Origin of the sequence: Pectobacterium aroidearum, assembly GCF_041228105.1 — a bacterium.
GTDB classification, from domain to species: Bacteria; Pseudomonadota; Gammaproteobacteria; order Enterobacterales; family Enterobacteriaceae; genus Pectobacterium; species Pectobacterium aroidearum.
The window spans coordinates 4,403,250-4,425,978 of record NZ_CP166097.1; the positions used below are offsets into that span (position 1 = coordinate 4,403,250).

Below are 22,729 nucleotides of genomic sequence, written 5' to 3' on the forward strand. Positions count from 1 at the left end.
CAACATAATCAAGGTATGTGAACAAATTCACATACCGATTTTTACGGCTGAATGGACAACGCGCCGACCGGGCTTTCCTGCCAACCATAGCGAATCGCCTTGAATTGCAGCTGCGATGCACTCTTCAGCGGCGTGATACTGCCCGTATACAGCTCCCACTCTTTGCCATCCCAACTGTAGCCAATCGAGGCATCCTGCGTGCGGTTAGCCAGATAAATTTTGTTGCTGACCGCATCCCACTGCGCCACTGGCGTCAGCGTGGCGCGCTGCTTACCCTGCTCATCCAGCAAATCCGCCACCATCTGATCTTCCACGATCAAATTCATGTCGTTCGCCCTGTTACGCCAGCGATCCATCTCTTCACGCATCCGTACCAGCACGGCATTTTGGGCAGGTTCTGCCGCCAGATTATGCAACTGCAAGGGATCGCGTCGTAGATCGTAGAGCTCTTCTGCTGGACGATCGTCAAACCAGCTTTGCTGATCGGCACTCAGCTGATGCTGTTCATGCGCTGCATTCAAATCCTTCATCGATCCGAGCGCGTTACGGAAAGCAATGCCGATCCCTCCCGGCGTGGTCGCCAGATTACGCACATATTGATAGTCACGATCCCGAACAAAATAGGCGCGCATATCGTATTCATCCATCCGCCCTCGCACGCCATAGACAAACTGGCGCTGCGGCGCGAAATCCTGTGCCAGACTGATACCACGCATATAGTCAGGTTGTTTGATATCGGCAAACCCCAGAATGGTTGGTGCCAGATCTTCGAACGACACAAGCCGGTCATTCATACTCCCCTCCGCCAACCAGCCAGCCGGACGATATTTCTCAGGGATATGCACGATTAGCGGGACATGGGTGCCAGAGTCGTAGCCCTCACGCTTGTGACGCGGGATCCCATCACCGTTATCAGCCGTAAATATGACGATGGTGTTATCCCACAGCCCGTCCTTTTTCAGCCCATCCAGCAGCTTACCGACCTGCATATCCATAATGTGAATATTGTCATAATGCTGCGCCAGCTCCCGCCGGGTTTGTGGCGTATCCCTCAGATAGGGTTCCAGTATCAGATTTTGTGGATCCGTTGGCGTATAAGGGTACTGCTGTCGGAAGGTATCCCACTGTTTGACAAAGCGCGATTGGCCCGCAGGGTGGTTTTCCGCCGTGAAAAGCGCCGATTCATGCGTAATCTGCGGGTTAAAATTCATGAAGAACGGCTTGCCCTTCAGATCATAATTACGCCAGGCCAGCTGAATATGCAGATCGTCCATGCTGCTGTACTCCCCGTGGCGCGTCCACAGGGTGAAAGGGCCGACATCGGCATGGCCTTTCGTAAACTGGTAATCCGTCTTGGTATCGTTATAGGTAAAGTAACCACTGCGGCGCAGCAGTTCGGGGTAACCTTTCACATAAGAAGGCGGCACGCCTAAATAGCCGCCTGCTGGTCGGGTCGCCGTACGCATGTGCTGCAACCCGGTGGTATGTTGAAACATGCCGGTAATCAGCCCAGCTCGCGACGGCGCGGATACGCCTGCCATCGTGAAGGCTTGTGTAAAGACAACGGACTCTTTTGCCAACGCATCCAGATTCGGCGTTCGCGCCTGTGTATCTCCGTATGCACCCAAGCGGGGATTCATATCCTCCGCCACAATCAGCACCACGTTCGGACGTGGGCTGGCGATTTGGGCAGAAAAATCGGCACTTATCGCCTGACCGGGCAGCGCTAACGCAGCCACGACGGCGGCAACCAGAGGTATTTTTTTCATCATTTATGCTTCCTCAGACGTTCTGACGTCACTCGCCAGGAAAACCCGCGCATCACGGGTTACGCCAGCGCGATAATCGTATCGCCGACCCTCAACTGACGAGCGGAGCCCGGACTGAATAAGTGGTACTCATCCGCATTCGTCACCACCATCGGCGTCACCGTGTCGTAGCCTGCCTGCTTGATTGCTTCCAGATCGAACTCCAGCAGCAACTGGCCTTTTTGCACCTTGTCACCTTCTGCAACATGCATCTGATAATGCTGGCCTTCCAACTGCACCGTATTGATCCCGACATGAATCAGAATTTCCGCACCGTTCTGCGAAAGAATGCCGACGGCATGGCCGCTGCTGAACGTTCTGGCAATCACGCCGTCCACCGGTGAATAGATGCGCCCTTCTTCCGGCAGAATAGCAACGCCCTGCCCCACCACGCCGGAAGAGAACACCTTATCGTCCACGTCTTCCAGCAAGATCAGTTCGCCTTTTACCGGCGATCCCAGCTGTTCCGCCGTCGCTGGCGCGTCTTTTAGCGGTTGGGCAGGTGGCACAGCATTGGCTGGCTGGCGTGATACTGGCGCAGCGGGTGTCGCAGAAGTTGATGATGAATGTGTGGGCGCTGACGTGTTCTCAACCGGCGGCGTTGGATCGTCAAATCCCACAATAACCGTCAGTACAAAACTCGCGGCGAAGGCGACAGCACAGCCGATGAGGAACCCGACAAAGCCTTCTCCGTAGAAGATCGGCAGCGTCAGTAACCCAGGCATCCCCATAGAAACCGCCGAGCTTTTCGCATAGCCGACGATAGCGCCCCCGATGGCAGCAGCGATCACCGCGCAGATAAACGGTTTCTTCAGCTTCAGCGTAACCCCATAAACACCGGGTTCCGTGATGCCAAACAGCGACGCGATAAAGGTACTGCCTGCCAACGCTTTGAGCTTTTTATCTTTGGTACGCACCATCACGCCCAGCAGTGCGCCAGACTGGGCAAAGACCGACGGGCTGGAGGCGGCTTTAAGGTAGCTGTGCCCCATGACGGAGAGATCGTTGATGAACACGGTCACAAAGCCCCAGTGAACGCCAAATATCACTAAGACCTGCCATGACGCCGCCATCAGCGCGCCCGCAATAATCGGGTTGAATTCATAGATACTGACGAATACCGACGCAATGAGCTTACTGGCCGAAATCCCAATCGGCCCGATGGTCATCAGCGTTAGCGGCACCATCAGTAGCAGCAGGAAAAACGGCGTCAGGATATTACGCACGCTTTCGTGAATATGGCGATTCAGGAAACGCTCGATATACGACATCAGCCACACGCTGAAGATAATCGGGATCACCGAGGCAGTGTATTTCATCATCACCACAGGCAGGCCGAAGAACGTCACAGGCTGCCCGGCATCAAATAAACCCTGAATCGTCGGGTAAACCAGCGCACCGGCAATCGACACCGCCACAAAAATATTGGTTTCAAATTTACGCGCAGCGGTAATCGCCAACAGCATCGGCAAAAAATAGAACAGGCTGTCGGACGCCGCATGCAGGATGACATAGGTACTTTCTTTGGTATTCAGCCACCCGAGCGCCAGGACAATAGCCAGCGCCCCTTTCAGCACCCCCGCTGCCGCCATCGCGCCCAACAAGGGGGTAAAGATCCCGGCAACCAGATCGATCAATCGTCCCATGGCAGAGGTCGATTGCTCACTTTCCGCAGTCTGGCGTTTCCCGTCGCCGTCCTCCAGCAGCTTGGAGATCGAACCAAAAGCGCGATACACCTCCGGCACTCGGTTCCCGATCACCACCTGCAATTGCCCTGAAGCATTGATGACCGTAATGACGCCTTCCAACGCCTCAAGCGCAGCCACATCCACTTTACCGTGATCAACAATCTTAAAGCGCAAGCGTGTTGCACAATGCACCAGAGTCGAAACGTTCGTTTCCCCTCCGACCAACCTCAGAATATTTTCAGCGAGCACTTTGCTATTCATAATGACTTCCCGTTTCGTCAATGGCTGCAACTGCCTAATACACGTCATCCCGCTTGTTGTCCGCTGGCCAGCTGGAAAATAAGCAAAAAAAAACCTGGATAAAGCAGCGTGCGGTATACGCTGCTTTATCCAGGTCTCGCCCAGAAACTTCTGGTGACGTCCTTTGCTGTTTTCTAACAAGTTCACGCGGAGAAAGCTATCTCTACGTTTTATTCTGTGAAAACAGTCACTAAATTTCTACCCATCAGGCGAAGTCACCCAGCCTACAGTACCGTAAAAACGAAATAGCGCTTCTCAGAAGAAGCGCCATCGGCAATGTTACTGCTTGCCTTGCTTCTTCAGCCAGGCTTCCATTTGGTCGATCTCCGGCTGCTGAGCTTTAATAATCTCTTCTGCCAGCTTGCGCAATTCCGGGTCTTTACCGTATTGCAATTCCGTCTTCGCCATATCAATCGCGCCGCGGTGATGCGCAATCATCCCTTTGGCAAAGGCAATATCAGGGTCGCTGGACTGTAACCCTTCCATCATCTCGGTATGCATTGCATCCATCCCTTTCATATACGCCTGTTGGGATGACGCTTCGCTCGCTGAACCATGGCCGCTATGCGCGCTGTCAGCGGCAAACGAGAGAAACGGAACCAGCAAGGCCGCCGTTAATAACAAATGGACTTTCTTCATCACAACCTCTCAATCAGTCACAGGACTTTTTGAGGGTAGACGTTCCAGTAAGGGGAAGGTCAAGAGAGGATTCAGATATCTTCGACCAAACGCAGACACACACGATTACGCCCCTGCGCTTTCGCTTTGTAGAGCTGCTCATCTGCCAGCCCGATCAAATCGTAAGTGTTGCCGCCTTCATACTGGGGAAACGTGACCACGCCGATGCTGGTCGTAAAACGGATTTCCCGACCATCGGACAGCACAAGCGGCGTGGATTCCGTCAGATGCCGTAGGGTTTCAGCCATCGCTGCGGATTGTTCAGCCGTCAGATCATAAGCCGCAATAACGAATTCCTCCCCACCCCAGCGGCAAAGAATGTCGCTCGGCCGAATATTCGCGCTCAGCATACGGGCAAAACTGGCGATCAATTCATCCCCGCTGGCATGACCGTAGGTATCGTTGACCTGCTTAAAATAATCAATATCCAGAAATAACAGCGTTAGCTGACGCTTTCTCTTATTCATTAGCAAGCCCTGCCTCCCATTCAACATGCTAAGGAAAGCGCGACGATTGAAGGTATTCGTGAGTGCATCCTTCAGGCTGTTGCTTTCGATGATTTTAATCAGTCGTCGGTTCATCGAAACAAAATGAGAGACGCTTAACATCGCCATAATTAACATCGCGATGTTCAGTCGTGCGGTCGTGAGAAACGAATTAATGTACGCCTCAGAGTTTGAATTGATGAGTATACCGACTTGATTAATATAGAGATAATTCAGTATTACGCCCGTAATCGCACAGAGCAACGACATGATCGGGAAAGAGTAATTGAATGCACACAGCGTGAGCGGAATAACAGACAGCGTAATCAGGCTCGCGTCCTGAAAAAACAGGCTCACCAATAAGAAAATGATGAAGACCAGAAAGGGAAAAATATTCTCTCTGATGTGCTTAGGACAAAGAGGAATATTCCGCAGCGCCCGCAGGATATCTTTACCGCGCAGGAAAAAGAACGCGAGAATAATACCGGTTCCCAGTTGTTCACTGAACCAGTCCATAAACTCGGCATAGCGGTTCCCCGTATCGTAGACATACGCATAAACCCCATACGCCACGCCGGATGAGAACGCACCGACAAACGTCGAAGCGAAAATAATATAGACGTAATATTTGCTGAATTTTTCAAATGTCGACCACTTACCGGTAAACCGACACATCAGGCAAAAGGCGCACCAGGCCGTTACCACAAAGACCATATTGCACAAACATAACAGCACTTTGGTTTTTAACGGTGAGTTATTGTCCATCCACAGCGCCGCCGATAGCATCGCCACATAACTCACTAAAAAACCGATACCGATAGACAGTGTTTTACCTTTTATCGTCCCGTTTCTGGCTCTGAAACTAATCATGAGACAAAAAACCAGAATATTGGCGGGCCAAAACAGCGACAGCTCATCCAGTACCCGAAACCGAAATCCCAGACAGCTCACGATGAAAGTGGTCAAGAACAGAAACGGCATGAATTTTATAGTTTTCAACGTCAAATCGTTATTCATTTGTCCTTTACCGCCTGCTGTCCGATGGTTCCACCTGCTTTCTCCGCGTGAGGATAGCATTAATCATTTACCGACTCACAGCACGATGGTTGCGGGAAAAATAAATAAAAAAACCACCGGACCGAGGCATTACCCATCAGGTAATACGTCGATCCGGTGGTCTTAGTGACTTATCGTACAGCGGGCTCTCGTGCGTACACGTTATTCCGCAGGGACAGGCTTACCATCCGGTCTTGGCGGTTGAGTCAGTCGTTTTTCAAAGTTGTCGTTGTACTGTTTCTTCTGTTCTGGCGTCAGAACATTGTAAATTTTGTTCTTGGTTTCCAGCCCGTTAAGCATTCTGGCCTTGTGCTCCGCGTCGGCTTTATCCAACTGCGCCTGTGCTTTTGCGGTATCAAAGGTATCTGATGCGATCAGGCTATGCATTTCACGACGGTCATCCTGCATCGCTTTGTGCATTTTCTCGCGGGACTCTTTCATGATGTCTTTGACTTGCTGCTTCTGCGCTTCTGTCAAATTCAGCTCCTTAAACATCGCATCCGGCCCCATCATGCCACGATGCTCCCGACCCTCTTTCATCATCATCTTGTGTTCCGGGCCAGGACCTTTCGATGCTTCATTAGCATGCGCGATACCTGCCGCGCCCAATGCCAAAGAAGAAGCAACCAGCATTGCAGTGAGTTTACGCATATTTCATTCCTCTCTCTGAATTGACTTATCGACGGCGGGTGCCGTGCTACGAGGGAAAGTATAGGCCCGACACCTTCAGTTAATTAGAGTAAGGGTAAATCTCTGCAAGTGTCGGCTCCACATTTGCGTCAATTATGGAGAATGAGGAGGAATTGTGTAAGGAAGCCGCAGTATTGCGTTAACCGAATTTTGTGTTAACCGACTCTGGTATTAACAGGCAACACAATAGCTAAAAAAATGCTGGTGGGTGGTTACCGCAGTGAACGTCTAAAGGCACTGGCTTCTTGTGCCAATGCATCAAGATGGGCATGAATGACCTTCATTTTCTGAATCAGCGGATTTCGCTCAGGCGAACTGTCCATCGAACTCAACTGCGCAGAGAGCCGCTCAATCTGCGTACAAAGGTAAGCATCACGCTCTTTCGCCTGAAGCAACTGCTGCTGGAGGGACTGATGTTCCTGCCGCCACGTCTGCTGCTGACGCTGCACGCTTTGTTCTAACGCACGCAGTGCGCTATCCAGACGATATTCCAACTCTTCCACCCGCATAACGATACCTTTGCCCGATAAACCCGCGGATTATAATGTCACACGCCCCCGACAACAAACACTCCGGCGCACGATCCCTTGCCTGCTTCGGCTTTCCCCCAATATTCGCAATGACATCAATCACAATAAATACACATAAATTTCACAACTCACTCAATTACAGCTAGATTGGACACAAGAACTCATCAGACCAGTTAACTTCACCGGAGAGTGCAATGACTGCCTACCCTACGCTGCTTTCCCCGCTCGATCTTGGCTTCACGACGTTAAAGAACCGCGTGGTGATGGGATCCATGCATACCGGGCTGGAAGAACATCCGGACGGCACCGAAAGGCTGGCGGCATTTTACCGCGAGCGGGCGCAGGGCGGCGTTGGCCTGATTGTCACTGGCGGCATTGCGCCAAACGCCAAAGGTGCCGTTGCCAAAGGCGGAGCGACCCTGCATGACGAAGCGCAGCTCGCGCATCACCAGATTCTGACACAGGCGGTACACGACGCGGGCGGGAAAATCGCGCTGCAAATTCTCCACGCCGGACGCTACAGCTATCAGCCCGATCCGGTCGCGCCATCGGCGATTCAGGCACCGATTAACCGCTTTGCGCCACGGGAAATGAGTACGCAGGATATTGTAAAAACCATCGATGACTTTGCCCGTTGCGCCGCGCTGGCGCAGCAGGCGGGCTACGATGGCGTGGAAATTATGGGGTCGGAAGGCTACCTGATTAATCAGTTTCTGGTCACGCATACCAACCATCGTGATGACGAATGGGGCGGTGATTTTCAACGCCGCTGCCGCTTCGCGCTTGAGATTGTTCGCGCCGTGCGGGAGCGAACAGGGCCGGACTTCATCCTGATTTACCGTTTATCGATGCTCGATCTGATAGAAGAAGGCTCAAGCTGGCAAGAAATTGTGCAGCTGGCGCAGGCGATTGAACAGGCTGGTGCCACCCTCATTAATACCGGTATCGGCTGGCATGAAGCGCGTATTCCAACTATCGCCACGCTGGTGCCACGCGGCGCATTCGGCTGGGTCACGCAGAAGCTGATGGGGAAAGTTCGCATCCCGCTGATTACCACCAACCGCATCAACGATCCCGACGTGGCGGAAAAGCTGCTGGCCGAAGGCTGTGCCGACATGGTATCGATGGCACGCCCTTTTCTCGCCGATGCCGAGCTGGTGGCAAAAGCGCAGTCGGGGCGCAGCGATGAAATCAATACCTGCATCGGCTGTAATCAGGCCTGCCTCGATCAAATTTTTGCAGGCAAGGTCACGTCCTGTCTGGTCAACCCGCGCGCCTGCCACGAAACCGAGCTGCCTATCCACCCCGCCAGAGTTGGCAAACGCTTTGCGGTGGTCGGTGCCGGGCCTGCCGGTATGGCCTTTGCCGTTAACGCCGCTGCACGCGGCCATCAGGTTACGCTGTTTGAATCCTCTTCTTATATCGGCGGCCAGTTCAATATTGCCAAACAGATTCCCGGCAAAGCCGAATTTTATGAAACGCTGCGCTACTATCGTCGACAGCTAGAACTGCTCGGCGTCACGCTACGCCTGAGCACGCAGGCGACCCCCACCGATTTACTCGGTTTTGATGACGTGATTCTGGCCTGCGGCATCGTGCCACGGACTCCCGAGATTGCAGGTATCGATCATCCTAGCGTGCTGAGCTATCTGGACGTGCTGCGCGACAAAAAACCCGTCGGCAAGCGGGTCGCCATTATCGGCGCAGGCGGTATCGGTTTTGATACCGCGCACTATCTTCTGAATAAAAAGATCGTTCCTGACGGGAATCATCGCCTAAACCCCCACCCTTCTCAGGCAGGGTACGGCGACTTTTATGCGGAATGGGGCATTGATACGCAGCTACAGCACCGGGGCGGCCTTCTGCCTCATCAATCTGACGAGCTTCCCCACCCACGGGACATTACGTTATTACAGCGGAAGACCGGCAAACCGGGTGAAAATCTCGGGAAAACCACAGGTTGGATACACCGTACCACGCTGCTGCGTCACGGCGTCACGCTGCTGGGCGGCGTGGAATATCACCACATTGATGATGAGGGGCTGCACATTATCCACGACCAGCAAATGCGCTGTCTGCCGGTGGATAACATCATTATCTGCGCCGGTCAGGAACCCAATCGCAAACTGTACGACCCCTTATTGGCAGCCGGATGTCACGTTCATCTGATTGGCGGGGCTGATATGGCACAGGAATTAGACGCACGCCGGGCGATCGATCAGGCTACCCGGCTGGCGTTAACACTATAATGTAGGCAACGTGGGTTTAGCGGGACGACCCCGTTTTCACCGCACGCAGTATGACGAACTTCGTGTTGCTGGCGACGGTTTCACAGTTGCCGAACAGACGCTTCAGCTTGTGGAAATAATCCAGATGGCGATTCCCGACAATGCGCAGTTCTCCGCCAACCTGAAGGCAGCGACGGGCATCCATAAACATCTGCCAGGCGATTTCATCCGTCACAGCTTGTTGTTGGTGGAATGGCGGGTTGCACAATACGGCTTGCAACGTATCACGCTTAACGCGAGCCAATCCGTGGTTCACTACGAAGCTACAGCGCTCGACATCCTGTGGGCAGTTGACCTCAACGTTCACCTGACTCGACGCCACCGCCATATAGGACTCATCAAAGAAGCCAACGGTGGCCTCGGGGTTAGCTTTCAGCGCTGCCAGACCAATGACGCCGTTGCCACAGCCGAGATCAATGATCTTACCGTCTATCTGTTCCGGCAAATGCTGCATAAAGAAACGTGCGCCGATGTCCAACCCATTACGCGAATACACGTTAGCGTGGTTTTGAATACGATAGCCGTAGCCATCCAGCTCCCACTCGGTAGTAAGTGACTGCTCACTGACTTTTAGCTCCGCCCACTCGCAGTGAACCAGACGCGCCTTTTTCCAGGCCAGCGAGGTTTTCGTCGGGCCCATCACGCGCTCAAACAATTGCAGCGTAGAGGTATGAATATCGCGCGCTTTCGCGCCGGCGATGATACGCGTTTGCGGCGTAACGACCTTACGCAACATTCTCAACTGGTGTTCCAGCAGCGCGATCGTTTTCGGTATTTTAATCACCACCAGCGCAGGCGCTTCGGGTAGATCCGCCATGCTATCTAGCAGTGTTACCGCATTGGCATCATAGCCATTCAGTTCCAGATTGTGCCGCGTTGCCAGTTGGCTGAGATAAGAGTCGCTGATACTGACGGGCGATTGCGCCTGCAAACCACAGGCCAGCGCACCAAACGTATCATTGAAAATCAGACGCGGCCCCGGCGCGATTTCCATCGTGGACAGCTCACGCAGCAGGTATTCATCTGCGGCATCCCACGCCTGTAGCGCCGAGTTTTCGGCGACCTGAGGGTAACGCACCAACGTCAGGTTGCACGTTTCCAATTCGAGTTGGCTCATTAGCCTCTCCTACATCATAAAATTTGCGCTGTTTATCCCTTAAAATAGCCCGTCAGTAAATGCTTTTCTCTGCCGGAACGGGAAATGATTGACGTTGCCTTGTCATTTGACCGTGATAATCTGCATAGACATCACCAATCCCTTCAGGATACCAAACGCTTATGATTCGCTTCGCTATTGTAGGAACCAGTTGGATCACCCGTCAGTTTGTTGATGCCGCCCACGAAACCGGCAAGCTGAAGCTCACCGCCATCTATTCGCGCACGGCAGAAAAAGCGCAGCCGTTTCAGGCCGATTACATGGTGGATACGCGCTTTGATTCACTGGACGCCATGGCGAAATCCGATCTTATCGACGCCGTGTATCTGGCAAGCCCTAACTCACTGCATTGCGAACAGGCTCTGCTCTTCCTGAGCCACGGCAAGCATGTCATCTGTGAAAAACCGCTGGCTTCCAACCGCTATGAAGTCGAACAGATGATCGCCTGTGCCAGAGAAAATCAGGTCGTGCTCTTTGAAGCGTTCAAAACCGCCAGCCTGCCCAATTTTAGCGTGATCCAGCAGGCGCTGCCAAAAGTCGGCCGGCTGCGTAAAGTGGTGCTGAATTACTGCCAGTATTCCTCACGCTACCCGCGCTATCTGGCGGGCGAGAACCCGAATACGTTCAATCCGGCGTTCTCCAACGGTTCTATCATGGATATCGGCTACTACTGCTTAGCCTTCGCCGTGGCGCTGTGGGGAGAACCGTGCACCACGCAGGCCAGCGCGACGCTATTAGAAAGCGGCGTAGATGCACATGGCAGCGTCATCCTGAATTACGGCGATTTTGATGTGACCATTAACCATTCCAAAGTCAGCCACTCCACGATACCCAGTGAAATTCAGGGGGAAGACGGTTCGCTGGTGATTGAAAAAGTCTCCGAATGCCATAACGTGAAATTCATTCCGCGTGAAGGCAAGCAGTTGGATCTCAGCCAACCGCAGCATATCAACAGCATGCTGTACGAAGCCGAAGTCTTTGCCACGCTGGTAAGCGATAGCGCCATCAACCATGCAGAACTGGCACGATCGCGCACCGTCGCGGGGCTGCTGACAGAAATTCGCCGCCAAACCGGCGTCGTGTTTCCTGCCGATGCCGCCACGCCGGGAAACGCGGAGTAAGGCAGCGATAATTATTTGACCAGGATCATCTTTTCACCTATCTTCTGTCAGGCAAAGGGGAGTAACTTTTCCGCCAGCTAATCGTCATTACGATGCGTTCCGCATCCGGTTACTGGGCAACTTTGATGAAAAGCGTGATTCTTAATGAAACAGCTTCATTAACGTTGTAAGTGAGACCTTGCCGGAAGGCGAGGTCCATTTGCAGCTTTAATAACAAGCGGCCAGCGTCCTTCCGATGTTGGCCGTTTTTGTTTCTATTTAAGGATCTTGCTATGCACTCCATCGGCACGCCGTGGTTATGGGGCAGCTTCGCTGCCATTGTTATAGTGATGCTGGCCATCGACCTGCTCTATCAAGGGCGCAAAGGGTCGACGGTAATGACGTTCAAACAGGCTGCCGTCTGGTCTATCATCTGGGTTACGCTCTCGCTGCTGTTCAACGCCGGTTTCTGGTGGTATCTGGACGGCACCATGGGCCGCGAAGTAGCCAACGCCCAGTCGCTGGCCTTCCTGACCGGTTATTTGATCGAGAAAGCGCTTGCCGTCGATAACGTCTTCGTCTGGCTGATGCTCTTCGGCTACTTCGCCGTTCCCCCGCAATACCAACGCCGCGTGCTGATCTACGGCGTGTTAGGCGCTATCGTCCTTAGAACGCTGATGGTGTTTGGCGGCAGTTGGCTGGTCACGCAATTCCAGTGGCTGCTCTACGTGTTCGGTGCGTTCCTGCTGTTCACCGGCCTTAAAATGGCGCTGGCGAAAGAAGATGACGGGGCGATCGGCGACAAACCGCTGGTACGCTGGCTGCGTAGCCGTTTGCGCATGACGGATAGCATTGAGAACGAAAAGTTCTTCGTCCGTCGTAACGGCATCTTGTATGCCACGCCGCTGTTTCTGGTGCTGATTATGGTTGAAATCAGCGACGTGATTTTCGCCGTAGACAGTATCCCGGCTATTTTTGCCGTCACAACCGATCCCTTTATCGTGCTGACGTCGAACCTGTTCGCCATTCTGGGACTGCGTGCGATGTACTTCCTGCTGGCTGGCGTAGCTGAACGCTTCTCGCTGTTGAAATATGGTTTGGCCGTCATCCTGATCTTTATTGGTACTAAGATGATGCTCATCGACATTTTCCATATTCCGGTGGCCATTTCTCTGGGCGTCGTTGCCAGTATTCTGATCATCACCATGCTGATCAACGTCTGGGTAAACAAACGCGCCGAGCATTAATGCTTCCTCTTCTCTCCGCACGGTTCCCGCCGTGCGGAGAAGGCATCCCTCATTGATAGCGTTTCTACTTTCAATCCGTTCGTCCCCATGCGCAACGGCCCGTAGGGTGACGGACACGGATGTCCGTCATAAAAAACCACATCATTGCTTTTCTCAAAAATAAATTTTCATATACTGACATGTGCAAACACATTTCGTTACGGAAATAAAAAGTCACCCGACACATGTCAGAGGTGCCAGATCCGTATAGACAACCACTTAGCGGAACGGTTATCCCGTCAAAATTATGGAAACTCAACACTCTCGTTTTTTGCAGTACATTACGCACGGCAGCCTGGTTAAACAGATTCTTCTGGGGCTCGCCGCCGGGATTATTCTGGCCTCGCTGTCCACACAGGCCGCGCTGGCTGCCGGTTTATTGGGAACGCTGTTCGTCGGCGCATTGAAAGCCGTCGCCCCCATTCTGGTTTTGATGCTGGTGATGGCATCGGTTGCCAATCATCAGCAAGGGCAAAAAACCAATATCCGCCCGATCCTGTTCCTCTACCTCATCGGCACCTTTTCTGCGGCGCTGATTGCCGTCGTACTTAGCGTCCTCTTCCCTTCCACGCTGGCGCTCAACGCGCAGGCCGCCGACATCACGCCACCATCAGGTATCGTCGAAGTATTAAAAGGCCTGTTGATGAGTGTTGTCGCTAACCCGATTCATGCTCTGCTCAATGCCAACTACATCGGTATTCTGGTCTGGGCTGTAGGTCTGGGGTTAGCTTTCCGCCACGGGTCAGCTTCCACAAAGAATCTGATCAGCGATGCATCTCATGCAGTAACGGCTATCGTGCGTGTCGTGATCCGCTTCGCACCGCTGGGGATCTTTGGTCTGGTCGCCTCAACATTGGCGGAAACCGGCTTCGGCGCATTGTGGGGCTACGCCCACCTGCTGATGGTGTTGATCGGCGGTATGTTGCTGGTTGCGCTGGTGATCAACCCGCTAATCGTCTACTGGAAGATTCGCAGCAACCCTTATCCGCTGGTGCTGCGCTGCTTGCGTGAGAGCGGCGTGACAGCCTTCTTTACCCGCAGCTCTGCCGCCAACATTCCGGTGAATATGGAACTATGCCGCAAACTGAACCTGAATGAAGATAGCTATTCCGTCGCCATTCCGCTGGGAGCCACCATCAATATGGCCGGTGCCGCGATTACCATTACGGTACTGGCGCTGGCAGCCGTTCATACACTAGGGATTGAAGTTGATATCGCTACCGCATTATTACTGAGCGTGGTGGCATCTATCTGTGCCTGTGGCGCATCCGGTGTGGCAGGCGGTTCGCTACTGCTGATCCCGCTGGCGTGCAGCATGTTCGGTATTTCCAACGATATCGCCATGCAGGTTGTTGCTGTTGGCTTCATCATCGGCGTCTTACAGGACTCCGCAGAAACGGCATTAAACTCATCAACAGACGTTATTTTCACTGCCGCTGTGTGTCAGGCAGAAGATGCTAAGCTGGCGGAAAAAGAGCGCCTGAATCTGCTGTAAGCAATTAGGGGATTAATGCTCCCTCTTTCTCTCACGCCGTTCGCCTTAAAACGAACGGCGTTAATATGATGAGAATTGCCCGAATTACGCCTTCTTCTCCACGCTAAAAGGATCGATGCCGCGCTGCTGCATACGCCAGAAGCGGATGATGTTAAAGCCGTTCATCACTAGGAAACTGCCTTCGATCAGCGATCCACCAATCGATCCCAACCAGATATTGTGTACCACCCAGCAAGCTGTTGAACACCACATCACGCAGCGCGTCGTCAACCCAGACGTGCGGAACAGCGCCCAGGTACTGGCAACTGTGCCCGCTATCGGTAGCAGCTCCATCGCATGGTGCATACCCGATAAACCAAAGAGCAGCGTCAGTGAGATAAAGACAAACATCACGAGGATGTTGTGTGTTTTCAGTGAGATTAGCGTTCGTGCCGAGTTCAACAATGCACTGGCACCTGCCGCATTTGCCCCCATCAGGAAAAAATGCAGACCAATGACGGCGCTGTATGCCGATAGCTGTATTTTGAATTTTTGATCGTTACGGTTGAAAAACATGGTGATACCGACCAGAAATGCCAGTACACCAACAGACTGGGCAATCCAATACTGTGTCATGATCCCTGCCTCTAAAAGTTGCTACGAAAAAAAACGGCGCCATTATAAAAATGAAACGCCGTTTTATTTTAATTGGAATGAATAATATTTACAACGTCACGCCGCTCTTAAATATGGCTAATTCACGGAAGTCGTTCACTTCATTCTTCGTACGCTTGCCGTCAGCAATCTCGACAATCAGCTCGACAAACTGGCTCAGCAGTTCGTCCATCGGCATGTCGTGGATCAGACGCCCCGCATCGAAATCAATCCAGTGCGGTTTTTTCTTCGCCAATTCGCTGTTGGTCGCCAGTTTTACGGTAGGCACGAATCCGCCGTAAGGCGTGCCGCGTCCGGTACTGAACAACACCATATGGCAACCCGCACCCGCCAGCGCGCTGGTTGCGACAGCATCATTCCCCGGCGCACTGAGTAGGTTGAGCCCCGGAGTATGTAAGCGCTCACCATATTTCAGTACGTCCACCACTTTGCTCTGTCCGGCTTTTTGCGTACAGCCCAGTGATTTCTCTTCCAGCGTAGTGATCCCACCCGCCTTGTTACCCGGCGATGGGTTCTCGTAAATCGGCTGGTCGTGCGCGATGAAGTACTGTTTGAAATCGTTCACCATGTGGACGGTTTTCTCAAACGTGGCTTCGTCACGGCAGCGGCTCATCAGAATACGCTCCGCACCGAACATTTCCGGTACTTCGGTCAGCACAGTCGTGCCGCCGTTGGCGATCAGATAGTCGGAGAAACGGCCTAACAGCGGGTTGGCAGTAATACCGGACAGCCCATCAGAGCCACCGCATTCCAGGCCAAACTTCAGCTCGCTTAGCTTGCCCGGCTCGCGTTTGTCATGGCGCATCGCCTCATACAGCGTATGCAGACGTTCCAGACCGGCTTCGACTTCATCGTCCTGCTGCTGGCACACCATGAACGTTACGCGATCGGAATCAAAACCGCCCAGCGTCGTGCGGAATGCATCAACCTGATTATTCTCACACCCCAGACCGATCACCAGCACCGCCCCTGCATTCGGGTGACGCACCATGTTTTGCAGCATCGTACGGGTGTTTTCGTGATCCTGACCGAGCTGTGAACAGCCGAAGGTATGACTAAACAGATAAACGCCGTCGATACCTTCCGCGTCATTGGTTTCTTTCAGGAAACGCTGCTGGATCTGGCGAGCAATCCCGTTCACGCAACCGACGGTTGGCAGAATCCACAGTTCATTACGGATACCGACATCGCCATTTTTACGACGATAGAGCTGTACGTCCCGGTCGCCCATTTGTGGCGGCAGGTCGATAAACTCAGGCTGGTACTGATATTCATCCAGATCGCTCAGGTTGGTTTTCGCGTTCTGGGAGTGAATATGTTCTCCAGGAGCAATAGACACCAATGCATGGCCGATAGGCAGGCCATACTTGGTAATCATTTCTCCCGGTGCGATGGTTTCCAGCGCGAACTTATGTCCGCGCACGACAGGTTGCTGAAGTGTCACTGTATGGCTATCCACCGACACCGTTTCGCCTTGCTCAACATCACGCAGGGCGACAGCCACATTGTCCAGAGAATGAATTTTTATAATACTTTGCATGGATAACCCTTCTTGCTGATTAGCAATAACCTTCCACAGCTGCGCGCATGCCGCGCTCAACGATGGTTTGCAACTGTTCAGTCACCTGCGCCGCCAGGCCAGGAACCTGTGTTAAATCCTGTTCCCAGTGATCGGCATCGCGCAGTACTACATTCACCAGTTCAGCCAGGCTGACGGTGTTCTCTTTTACGCCGGCCCACAGCGTGGAATAACGCTCCAGCCAGTGCGCATCGTCCTGCAACGGATAGGTTTGCAGCGTATCGCCTTCACCGCTGCGCTCGCCGCGATAGAATGCAATCAAGGCCGCCAGCGCAAACGTCAGACGCGCAGGCAATTCACCGTGGCGTTCACGGTAGGTCAGTAACTGCGGCAGGATGCGAGTGCGGAATTTGGTCATGCCATTCAGCGAGATAGATAACAGCTGGTGCTGAATGAAGGGGTTACGGAAACGGCTTAACACAGCCTGAGCAAACGACGTCAGTTCGTCATGAGGTAAATCCAATACCGGCACAATCTCTTCAGCAATGGTCTTTTCCACGAATTTGCCAATCAGGGCATCATCCATTGATTCGCCAACGGTATCGAGACCCGCCAGGAATGCCACCGGCACCAGCGCGGTATGGGCACCGTTGAGAATCGCCACTTTACGTTCTTTATACGGCTTGATGTCATCAACGATACGAACGTTCAGATCCAGTTTGTTCAGACGCAATTCTTCCGCCAGCCACTGTGGCCCCTGAATCACGAACAGGTAGAAATGTTCTGCCGTATCCCAAAAGGTATCCTGATAGCCCATTTCCTGCTGTAACACTTCCACTTCGGCACGTGGATAACCCGTAACAATACGGTCCACCAGCGTCGAGCAGAAGGTGTTGTGATCGTTCAACCAAGCGGTAAACGTTGGCGTCAGTTTCCACTGTGCGGCATAGCGCAGCACCAGTTCTTTCAGCGCCACGCCGTTGTAATCAATCAGCTCGCACGGTAACAGCACCCAGCCTTTATCCGCTGCGCCGTCAAAATGGCAGAAGCGCTCATACAGCAGACGGGTTAATTTCGCCGGGAAGCTGACAGGCGGCGCATCGTTCAGGCTGTCGTCTGCGTGATAGCTGATACCTGCTTCGGTGGTATTGGAGAAAACAAAACGAATATTTGGATCGTGCGCCAGCGCCAGATACTCATCGAACTGACGGTACACGTTGATTTCACGGTTTACCGAGCGGATCAGACGCGGTTCACGCACGGCCTCGCCCTGCTCGTTCAGACCACGGATAATGGTGGTGTACAACCCATCCTGGGTATCCAGCGCGGGCGGGAAATCGGAATCGATCGGACGAACAATGACAATGCCCGCATCCAGATCGGTGTGCTCATTCAGCAAATCCAACTGCCAGTCGACGAAGGCGCGCAGAAAGTTGCCTTCACCAAACTGAATAACACGGTCCGGGTGTTGACGACCGGGGAAGTTACGACGATTTAACGTTTGCATTAACAGGCTACCTCAGGACGAATCTCACATTCAGGGCACGACCGATCGACCACCGTCATCCTTGCCCTATATTCATATTCACCCGCACCGAACCATCACAAGTGCCGATGACAAAAGATCGAGACACCGAGAGCGGCGGCAGAAGTCCCTTTAAGAGGCTGACTGCCGCGTCTCTCGTGCAATTCACACCTTACGAAACGGCGGAATTACAGCTCGATGGCAAAATAGTTTTTAGCGTTATCGAAACTGATGTTTTTCACCATTTCGCCCAGCAACGGCAGGTCTGCTGGCGCTTCGCCATCTTCCACCCAGCGGCCAATCATCTGGCACAGAATGCGGCGGAAGTATTCATGACGGGTGTAAGACAGGAAGCTGCGGCTATCGGTCAGCATGCCGACAAAGCGACTCAGCAACCCAAGCTGCGCGAGCTGGGTCATCTGGCGCTGCATGCCGTCTTTCTGATCGTTGAACCACCAACCGGAACCGAACTGCATCTTGCCCGGCATCCCTTCGCCCTGGAAGTTGCCGATCATGGTGCCAAGCACTTCGTTATCGCGCGGGTTCAGGCAGTACAGGATGGTTTTTGGCAGCAGATTTTCTTCATTCTGCTTGCTGAGCAGACGAGACAGTTCCTGAGCCAACGGACGGTCATTGATGGAGTCGAAGCCCACATCCGGCCCCAGCAGCTTGAACTGACGCAGGTTATTGTTGCGCAGTGCACCAATGTGGTACTGCTGAACCCAGCCGCGACGCGCATATTCCGCACCCAGCCAGACCAGCACGCCAGTCTTGAACTGCGCGACTTCGTGCTCGCTCAGCGTTTCGCCAGAAAGACGACGCGCCAGAATGCTGTCCAGCGTCGCGTCATCGGCTTCGGCAAACATCACCACATCCAGCGCGTGGTCGGACACCTTACAGCCGTGCGCCGCGAAGTGATCCAGACGTTTGGTCAGCGCCGCTTGCAGATCGCTGAAACGACGAATGTCGGTGTCAGAAACTTCACCCAGCTTCGCCATATAGTCGTTGAAGGTTGCCAGTTCAATATTGAACGCTTTATCCGGGCGCCAGCTCGGCAACACTTTGATAGAGAAGCTTGAATCCTGAGCAACAGTTTTATGGTGGCGCAGATCGTCAATCGGATCGTCCGTCGTACCCACCATTTTCACGTTCATCTGCTGCATGATGCCGCGCGCGGTAAAGTCATCGCGCTCCAACATGGCATTACAGCGATCCCAAATATCTTTTGCCGTACTTGGTGACAGCAGCGTACCGGTTACACCGAACGGACGGCGCAGTTCCAGATGTGTCCAGTGATAAAGCGGATTGCCGATGGTGTGCGGCACGGTAGCGGCCCAGGCTTCAAATTTTTCCCAGTCGCTGGCATCGCCCGTACACAAACGCTCAGGCACACCGTTGGTGCGCATCGCACGCCACTTGTAGTGATCGCCTTTCAACCAGATGTCATACAAATTTTTGAAGCGATAGTTTTCCGCGATCTGCTCAGGCGGCAGATGGCAGTGGTAGTCAAATATCGGCTGGTCGACGGCATACTCATGGTAGAGACGACGGGCAAATTCACTGTCTAACAGAAAATCTTCACTCAGAAACTGGGGCATGTTTTCTTCCTTACCGTGCTTCTTGTGCACCAAATTAGTTGACCGTTAAAAGATATCACACCAATTATGCGCGATATCTCACAGTATTTGTGAGGTCATGATCGCAAAAATGTAACAAGCAGTACAATAACCCAGCATTTATCGCCTCAAACCGCTTGTTGCTCTCGATTTCAGCGAGCAATTCGTTATTCCGCATAAAAATAATGGTTTTGTGATATCACTCAACTTTTAAAGTTGTATGACAAATTATTGTAGCGCTGCCTTAAGCAGGGATTCAATCGCTATCTCACAAAGAGAAGGGTTTTCCTGTTCAGCACAACAACAAAACGTGTCGTACCACATTACAAGACACCTCACACCGTGACGCTACTCAAGAGCCACCACTGTGTTTTTTATTGACTCGGAGAGAAAGTTAAATGCGTAAAATCAAAGGATTACGCTGGTATATGATCGGCCTGGTGACCATTGGCACCGTGCTGGGATACCTGACGCGTAATGCAATTTCTGTTGCAGCCCCGACGCTACAGGATCAATTGCACATCACCACACAGCAATATTCTTACATCGTTGCTGCCTATTCAGCTTGTTATACCATTATGCAACCCATCGCCGGCTATGTGCTGGATCTGCTGGGTACCAAAATCGGCTATGCCATGTTCGCCATTCTGTGGGCAGTTTTCTGTATGGGGACCGCGCTGGCCAACAGTTGGGGAGGATTAGCGATCGCCCGCGGCGCGGTCGGTATGGCGGAAGCAGCGATGATCCCTGCAGGCCTGAAAGCCAGTAGCGAATGGTTCCCGGCAAAAGAGCGTTCTGTTGCCGTCGGCTATTTCAATGTCGGGTCATCCATTGGCGCGATGGTTGCTCCACCGCTGGTCGTTTGGGCTATTGTGGCGCACAGTTGGGAAATGGCGTTTATCATTACCGGTGTACTGAGCCTGATCTGGGCTATCTGCTGGCTCGTTTTCTATAAACACCCGAAAGATCAGAAGAAACTCAGCGACGAAGAGCGTGACTACATTCTTAGCGGACAGGAAGCGCAACACCAAACCAATAATGCGAAGAAAATGTCTGCCTGGCAGATCCTGCGTAACCGCCAATTCTGGGGTATTGCGCTGCCACGTTTCCTGGCTGAACCGGCCTGGGGAACATTCAACGCCTGGATCCCGCTATTCATGTTTAAAGCCTATGGCTTTAATCTGAAAGAAATCGCCATGTTCGCCTGGATGCCGATGCTGTTCGCCGATATCGGCTGTATCCTCGGCGGCTATCTGCCGATGCTGTTCCAGAAATATTTCAAAGTGAACCTGATCGTTTCCCGCAAGATGGTGGTCACCATGGGTGCGGTTCTAATGATTGGCCCCGGTATGATCGGACTGTTCACCAGCCCTTATGTTGCCATCGCGCTGCTGTGCGTCGGCGGTTTCGCGCACCAGTCGCTGTCCGGCGCGCTGATTACCCTGTCATCCGACGTATTTGGCCGTAATGAAGTCGCCACAGCAAACGGTTTAACCGGTATGGCTGCCTGGATGGCGAGCACCATGTTTGCCCTGGTGGTCGGTGCATTGGCCGATACGATGGGCTTCAGCCCACTGTTTGCCGCACTGGCGGTGTTTGACCTGTTAGGCGCTGTCGTCATCTGGACGGTGTTGAAAAACCAACCCGCTTCAGAAGTCGCCGCCGCAGCTGAAACATTGAAAGAAGCCAACCAGCACTGATAATCCCTGCATTATCCTGACTCATCCGGTATGATCTGATACCGGGTGAGCCACCTCCCAGTAACACATTGTAATAACTGTGACCACAACATTGGTTGCTGCTATGATTAAGTGGTATAACAAATCATCCCTCAAAGATTAACGAGATAGACACTCAGGCCCTGACGTGGCACATGGACCGTCATCTATCGAGAGTAGACATCATCATGGCACTCACTGAACCCCGACGGCTATACCAGCAGTTAGCCGCAGAATTAAAACAGCGTATCGAAAGCGGTATGTACCAGGTCGGCGAAAAATTACCGGCAGAACGCTATATTTCTGAAGAAATGAACGTCAGCCGCACCGTAGTGCGTGAAGCTATTATTATGCTGGAAGTCGAAGGGTACGTTGAAGTACGCAAGGGTTCAGGCATTCACGTCATTTCCAACCAGCAGAAAAACCCGTTCATTAATAGCGGCGATATTGAATTCGTCGCGGCTGGTCCGTTCGAACTGCTTCAGGCACGCCAACTCATTGAAAGCAACATTGCTGAATTTGCCGCTACGCAGGTAACCCGTCAGGACATCATCCAACTGATGGAAATTCAGGAGTATGCACGTCAGGAAGATCGCTTCCGTGACTCTCAGTGGGATCTGAAATTCCACGTTCAGGTCGCGCTGGCAACACAAAATTCCGCGATGGCGACCATCGTCGAAAAAATGTGGAGCCAACGGATCCACAATCCCTACTGGCGCAAACTGCATGAGCACATTGACGACAAGTCGATAGAAAGCTGGTGCGAAGAGCACGACCGCATCCTTAAGGCGCTGATTCGCAAAGATCCTTACGCCGCCAAGCTGGCGATGTGGCAACATCTGGAAAACACCAAGCAGATGCTGTTTCGCGCCACGACAGACGATTTCGAGTTTAACGTCGATCGCTATATGTTCGCCGAAAACCCGGTCGTGCACCTCGACCAGATACACGCGGGTAAATCCTAATTGCGTTTTTTTGCCCCTTGTTTTGAACGAGGGGTAATATTTTGGATGCACTGGAAAAGGTCAGAAAACGTTGATTTCTGTCAGCGAGTGTAAAATATCGCAGAAATCCCAATTCTTCCTCGAAAAATCCCCCTAAACCGCCTCAGTTGTCGTAATATTTTTCTGTCTCAGA

17 protein-coding genes are annotated in these 22,729 nt (G+C 52.7%); 6 read left to right on the forward strand and 11 right to left on the reverse strand.

The window, feature by feature from the left end:
- Window positions 1–41: 41 nt before the first annotated feature.
- The 6 genes from AB8809_RS19810 to AB8809_RS19835 form a co-directional block, all read right to left on the reverse strand.
- Entirely contained in the window at window positions 42–1,772 is a 1,731-nt protein-coding gene (locus AB8809_RS19810) for a sulfatase (protein ID WP_349855338.1), read from the reverse strand.
- 56 nt (window positions 1,773–1,828) lie between these two features.
- Window positions 1,829–3,757, reverse strand: coding sequence for a beta-glucoside-specific PTS transporter subunit IIABC (locus tag AB8809_RS19815; protein ID WP_349855339.1), 1,929 nt, complete (start codon window positions 3,755–3,757; stop codon window positions 1,829–1,831).
- Window positions 3,758–4,075: 318 nt separating this feature from the next.
- Window positions 4,076–4,435 (reverse strand): DUF305 domain-containing protein, encoded by a 360-nt coding sequence (locus tag AB8809_RS19820; RefSeq protein WP_349855501.1) that lies wholly within the window; start codon window positions 4,433–4,435, stop codon window positions 4,076–4,078.
- A gap of 71 nt (window positions 4,436–4,506) precedes the next feature.
- Window positions 4,507–5,976 (reverse strand): GGDEF domain-containing protein, encoded by a 1,470-nt coding sequence (locus AB8809_RS19825; protein WP_349855340.1) that lies wholly within the window; start codon window positions 5,974–5,976, stop codon window positions 4,507–4,509.
- Window positions 5,977–6,177: 201 nt separating this feature from the next.
- The gene (spy, locus tag AB8809_RS19830) at window positions 6,178–6,666 is read right to left on the reverse strand and encodes an ATP-independent periplasmic protein-refolding chaperone Spy (RefSeq protein WP_012773246.1); all 489 of its coding nucleotides are present in this window, start codon (window positions 6,664–6,666) and stop codon (window positions 6,178–6,180) included.
- 251 nt (window positions 6,667–6,917) lie between these two features.
- A complete protein-coding gene (locus AB8809_RS19835; RefSeq protein WP_012773245.1) occupies window positions 6,918–7,214 on the reverse strand; it encodes a hypothetical protein in 297 nt (98 codons plus the stop codon).
- Window positions 7,215–7,429: 215 nt separating this feature from the next.
- Between AB8809_RS19835 and AB8809_RS19840 the strand changes: the two genes are divergently transcribed.
- Window positions 7,430–9,484 (forward strand): NADPH-dependent 2,4-dienoyl-CoA reductase, encoded by a 2,055-nt coding sequence (locus AB8809_RS19840; RefSeq protein ID WP_349855341.1) that lies wholly within the window; start codon window positions 7,430–7,432, stop codon window positions 9,482–9,484.
- 16 nt (window positions 9,485–9,500) lie between these two features.
- Here AB8809_RS19840 and rlmG read toward each other — a convergent pair whose 3' ends face one another.
- Entirely contained in the window at window positions 9,501–10,640 is a 1,140-nt protein-coding gene (gene rlmG, locus AB8809_RS19845) for a 23S rRNA (guanine(1835)-N(2))-methyltransferase RlmG (protein ID WP_012773243.1), read from the reverse strand.
- A 161-nt stretch (window positions 10,641–10,801) separates the two neighbouring features.
- Between rlmG and AB8809_RS19850 the strand changes: the two genes are divergently transcribed.
- The 3 genes from AB8809_RS19850 (at window position 10,802) to sstT (ending at window position 14,560) form a co-directional block, all read left to right on the forward strand.
- A complete protein-coding gene (locus tag AB8809_RS19850; RefSeq protein ID WP_256542367.1) occupies window positions 10,802–11,800 on the forward strand; it encodes a Gfo/Idh/MocA family protein in 999 nt (332 codons plus the stop codon).
- A gap of 272 nt (window positions 11,801–12,072) precedes the next feature.
- A complete protein-coding gene (locus tag AB8809_RS19855; RefSeq protein ID WP_349855342.1) occupies window positions 12,073–13,026 on the forward strand; it encodes a TerC family protein in 954 nt (317 codons plus the stop codon).
- Between the two features lie 286 nt (window positions 13,027–13,312).
- The gene (gene sstT / locus AB8809_RS19860; RefSeq protein ID WP_012773240.1) at window positions 13,313–14,560 is read left to right on the forward strand and encodes a serine/threonine transporter SstT; all 1,248 of its coding nucleotides are present in this window, start codon (window positions 13,313–13,315) and stop codon (window positions 14,558–14,560) included.
- 84 nt (window positions 14,561–14,644) lie between these two features.
- Here sstT and AB8809_RS19865 read toward each other — a convergent pair whose 3' ends face one another.
- The 4 genes from AB8809_RS19865 to uxaC all read right to left on the reverse strand — a co-directional run bounded on the left by AB8809_RS19865 (window position 14,645) and on the right by uxaC (window position 19,856).
- Window positions 14,645–15,175: a YgjV family protein gene (locus AB8809_RS19865; RefSeq protein ID WP_012773239.1), complete on the reverse strand. Its 531-nt coding sequence runs from the start codon at window positions 15,173–15,175 to the stop codon at window positions 14,645–14,647.
- Window positions 15,176–15,263: 88 nt separating this feature from the next.
- Complete coding sequence (locus AB8809_RS19870; RefSeq protein WP_012773238.1) at window positions 15,264–16,754, reverse strand: UxaA family hydrolase; 1,491 nt, start codon at window positions 16,752–16,754, stop codon at window positions 15,264–15,266.
- 19 nt (window positions 16,755–16,773) lie between these two features.
- Window positions 16,774–18,240, reverse strand: a complete 1,467-nt coding sequence (locus AB8809_RS19875) for a tagaturonate reductase (protein WP_349855344.1) — start codon at window positions 18,238–18,240, stop codon at window positions 16,774–16,776.
- A 206-nt stretch (window positions 18,241–18,446) separates the two neighbouring features.
- A complete protein-coding gene (uxaC, locus tag AB8809_RS19880) occupies window positions 18,447–19,856 on the reverse strand; it encodes a glucuronate isomerase (protein ID WP_012773236.1) in 1,410 nt (469 codons plus the stop codon).
- 416 nt (window positions 19,857–20,272) lie between these two features.
- On the opposite strand from uxaC, the gene AB8809_RS19885 reads away from it, so the two are divergent.
- Both AB8809_RS19885 and exuR read left to right on the forward strand, forming a co-directional pair.
- Window positions 20,273–21,574, forward strand: coding sequence for an MFS transporter (locus AB8809_RS19885; protein WP_181829712.1), 1,302 nt, complete (start codon window positions 20,273–20,275; stop codon window positions 21,572–21,574).
- Window positions 21,575–21,780: 206 nt separating this feature from the next.
- A complete protein-coding gene (gene exuR, locus AB8809_RS19890) occupies window positions 21,781–22,557 on the forward strand; it encodes a transcriptional regulator ExuR (RefSeq protein ID WP_012773234.1) in 777 nt (258 codons plus the stop codon).
- Window positions 22,558–22,729 lie beyond the last annotated feature (172 nt).

Bases quoted from the DNA above. Each gene is read 5' to 3' on its own strand.
- AB8809_RS19820 (WP_349855501.1), bottom strand. From the start codon at position 4,435: ATGAAGAAAGTCCATTTGTTATTAACGGCGGCCTTGCTGGTTCCGTTT.
- AB8809_RS19815 (WP_349855339.1), bottom strand. From the start codon at position 3,757: ATGAATAGCAAAGTGCTCGCTGAAAATATTCTGAGGTTGGTCGGAGGG.
- uxaC (WP_012773236.1), bottom strand. From the start codon at position 19,856: ATGCCCCAGTTTCTGAGTGAAGATTTTCTGTTAGACAGTGAATTTGCC.
- AB8809_RS19865 (WP_012773239.1), bottom strand. From the start codon at position 15,175: ATGACACAGTATTGGATTGCCCAGTCTGTTGGTGTACTGGCATTTCTG.
- AB8809_RS19825 (WP_349855340.1), bottom strand. From the start codon at position 5,976: ATGAATAACGATTTGACGTTGAAAACTATAAAATTCATGCCGTTTCTG.
- sstT (WP_012773240.1), top strand. From the start codon at position 13,313: ATGGAAACTCAACACTCTCGTTTTTTGCAGTACATTACGCACGGCAGC.
- AB8809_RS19850 (WP_256542367.1), top strand. From the start codon at position 10,802: ATGATTCGCTTCGCTATTGTAGGAACCAGTTGGATCACCCGTCAGTTT.
- AB8809_RS19810 (WP_349855338.1), bottom strand. From the start codon at position 1,772: ATGATGAAAAAAATACCTCTGGTTGCCGCCGTCGTGGCTGCGTTAGCG.
- spy (WP_012773246.1), bottom strand. From the start codon at position 6,666: ATGCGTAAACTCACTGCAATGCTGGTTGCTTCTTCTTTGGCATTGGGC.
- AB8809_RS19835 (WP_012773245.1), bottom strand. From the start codon at position 7,214: ATGCGGGTGGAAGAGTTGGAATATCGTCTGGATAGCGCACTGCGTGCG.
- AB8809_RS19840 (WP_349855341.1), top strand. From the start codon at position 7,430: ATGACTGCCTACCCTACGCTGCTTTCCCCGCTCGATCTTGGCTTCACG.
- exuR (WP_012773234.1), top strand. From the start codon at position 21,781: ATGGCACTCACTGAACCCCGACGGCTATACCAGCAGTTAGCCGCAGAA.
- AB8809_RS19870 (WP_012773238.1), bottom strand. From the start codon at position 16,754: ATGCAAAGTATTATAAAAATTCATTCTCTGGACAATGTGGCTGTCGCC.
- AB8809_RS19875 (WP_349855344.1), bottom strand. From the start codon at position 18,240: ATGCAAACGTTAAATCGTCGTAACTTCCCCGGTCGTCAACACCCGGAC.
- AB8809_RS19885 (WP_181829712.1), top strand. From the start codon at position 20,273: ATGCGTAAAATCAAAGGATTACGCTGGTATATGATCGGCCTGGTGACC.
- rlmG (WP_012773243.1), bottom strand. From the start codon at position 10,640: ATGAGCCAACTCGAATTGGAAACGTGCAACCTGACGTTGGTGCGTTAC.
- AB8809_RS19855 (WP_349855342.1), top strand. From the start codon at position 12,073: ATGCACTCCATCGGCACGCCGTGGTTATGGGGCAGCTTCGCTGCCATT.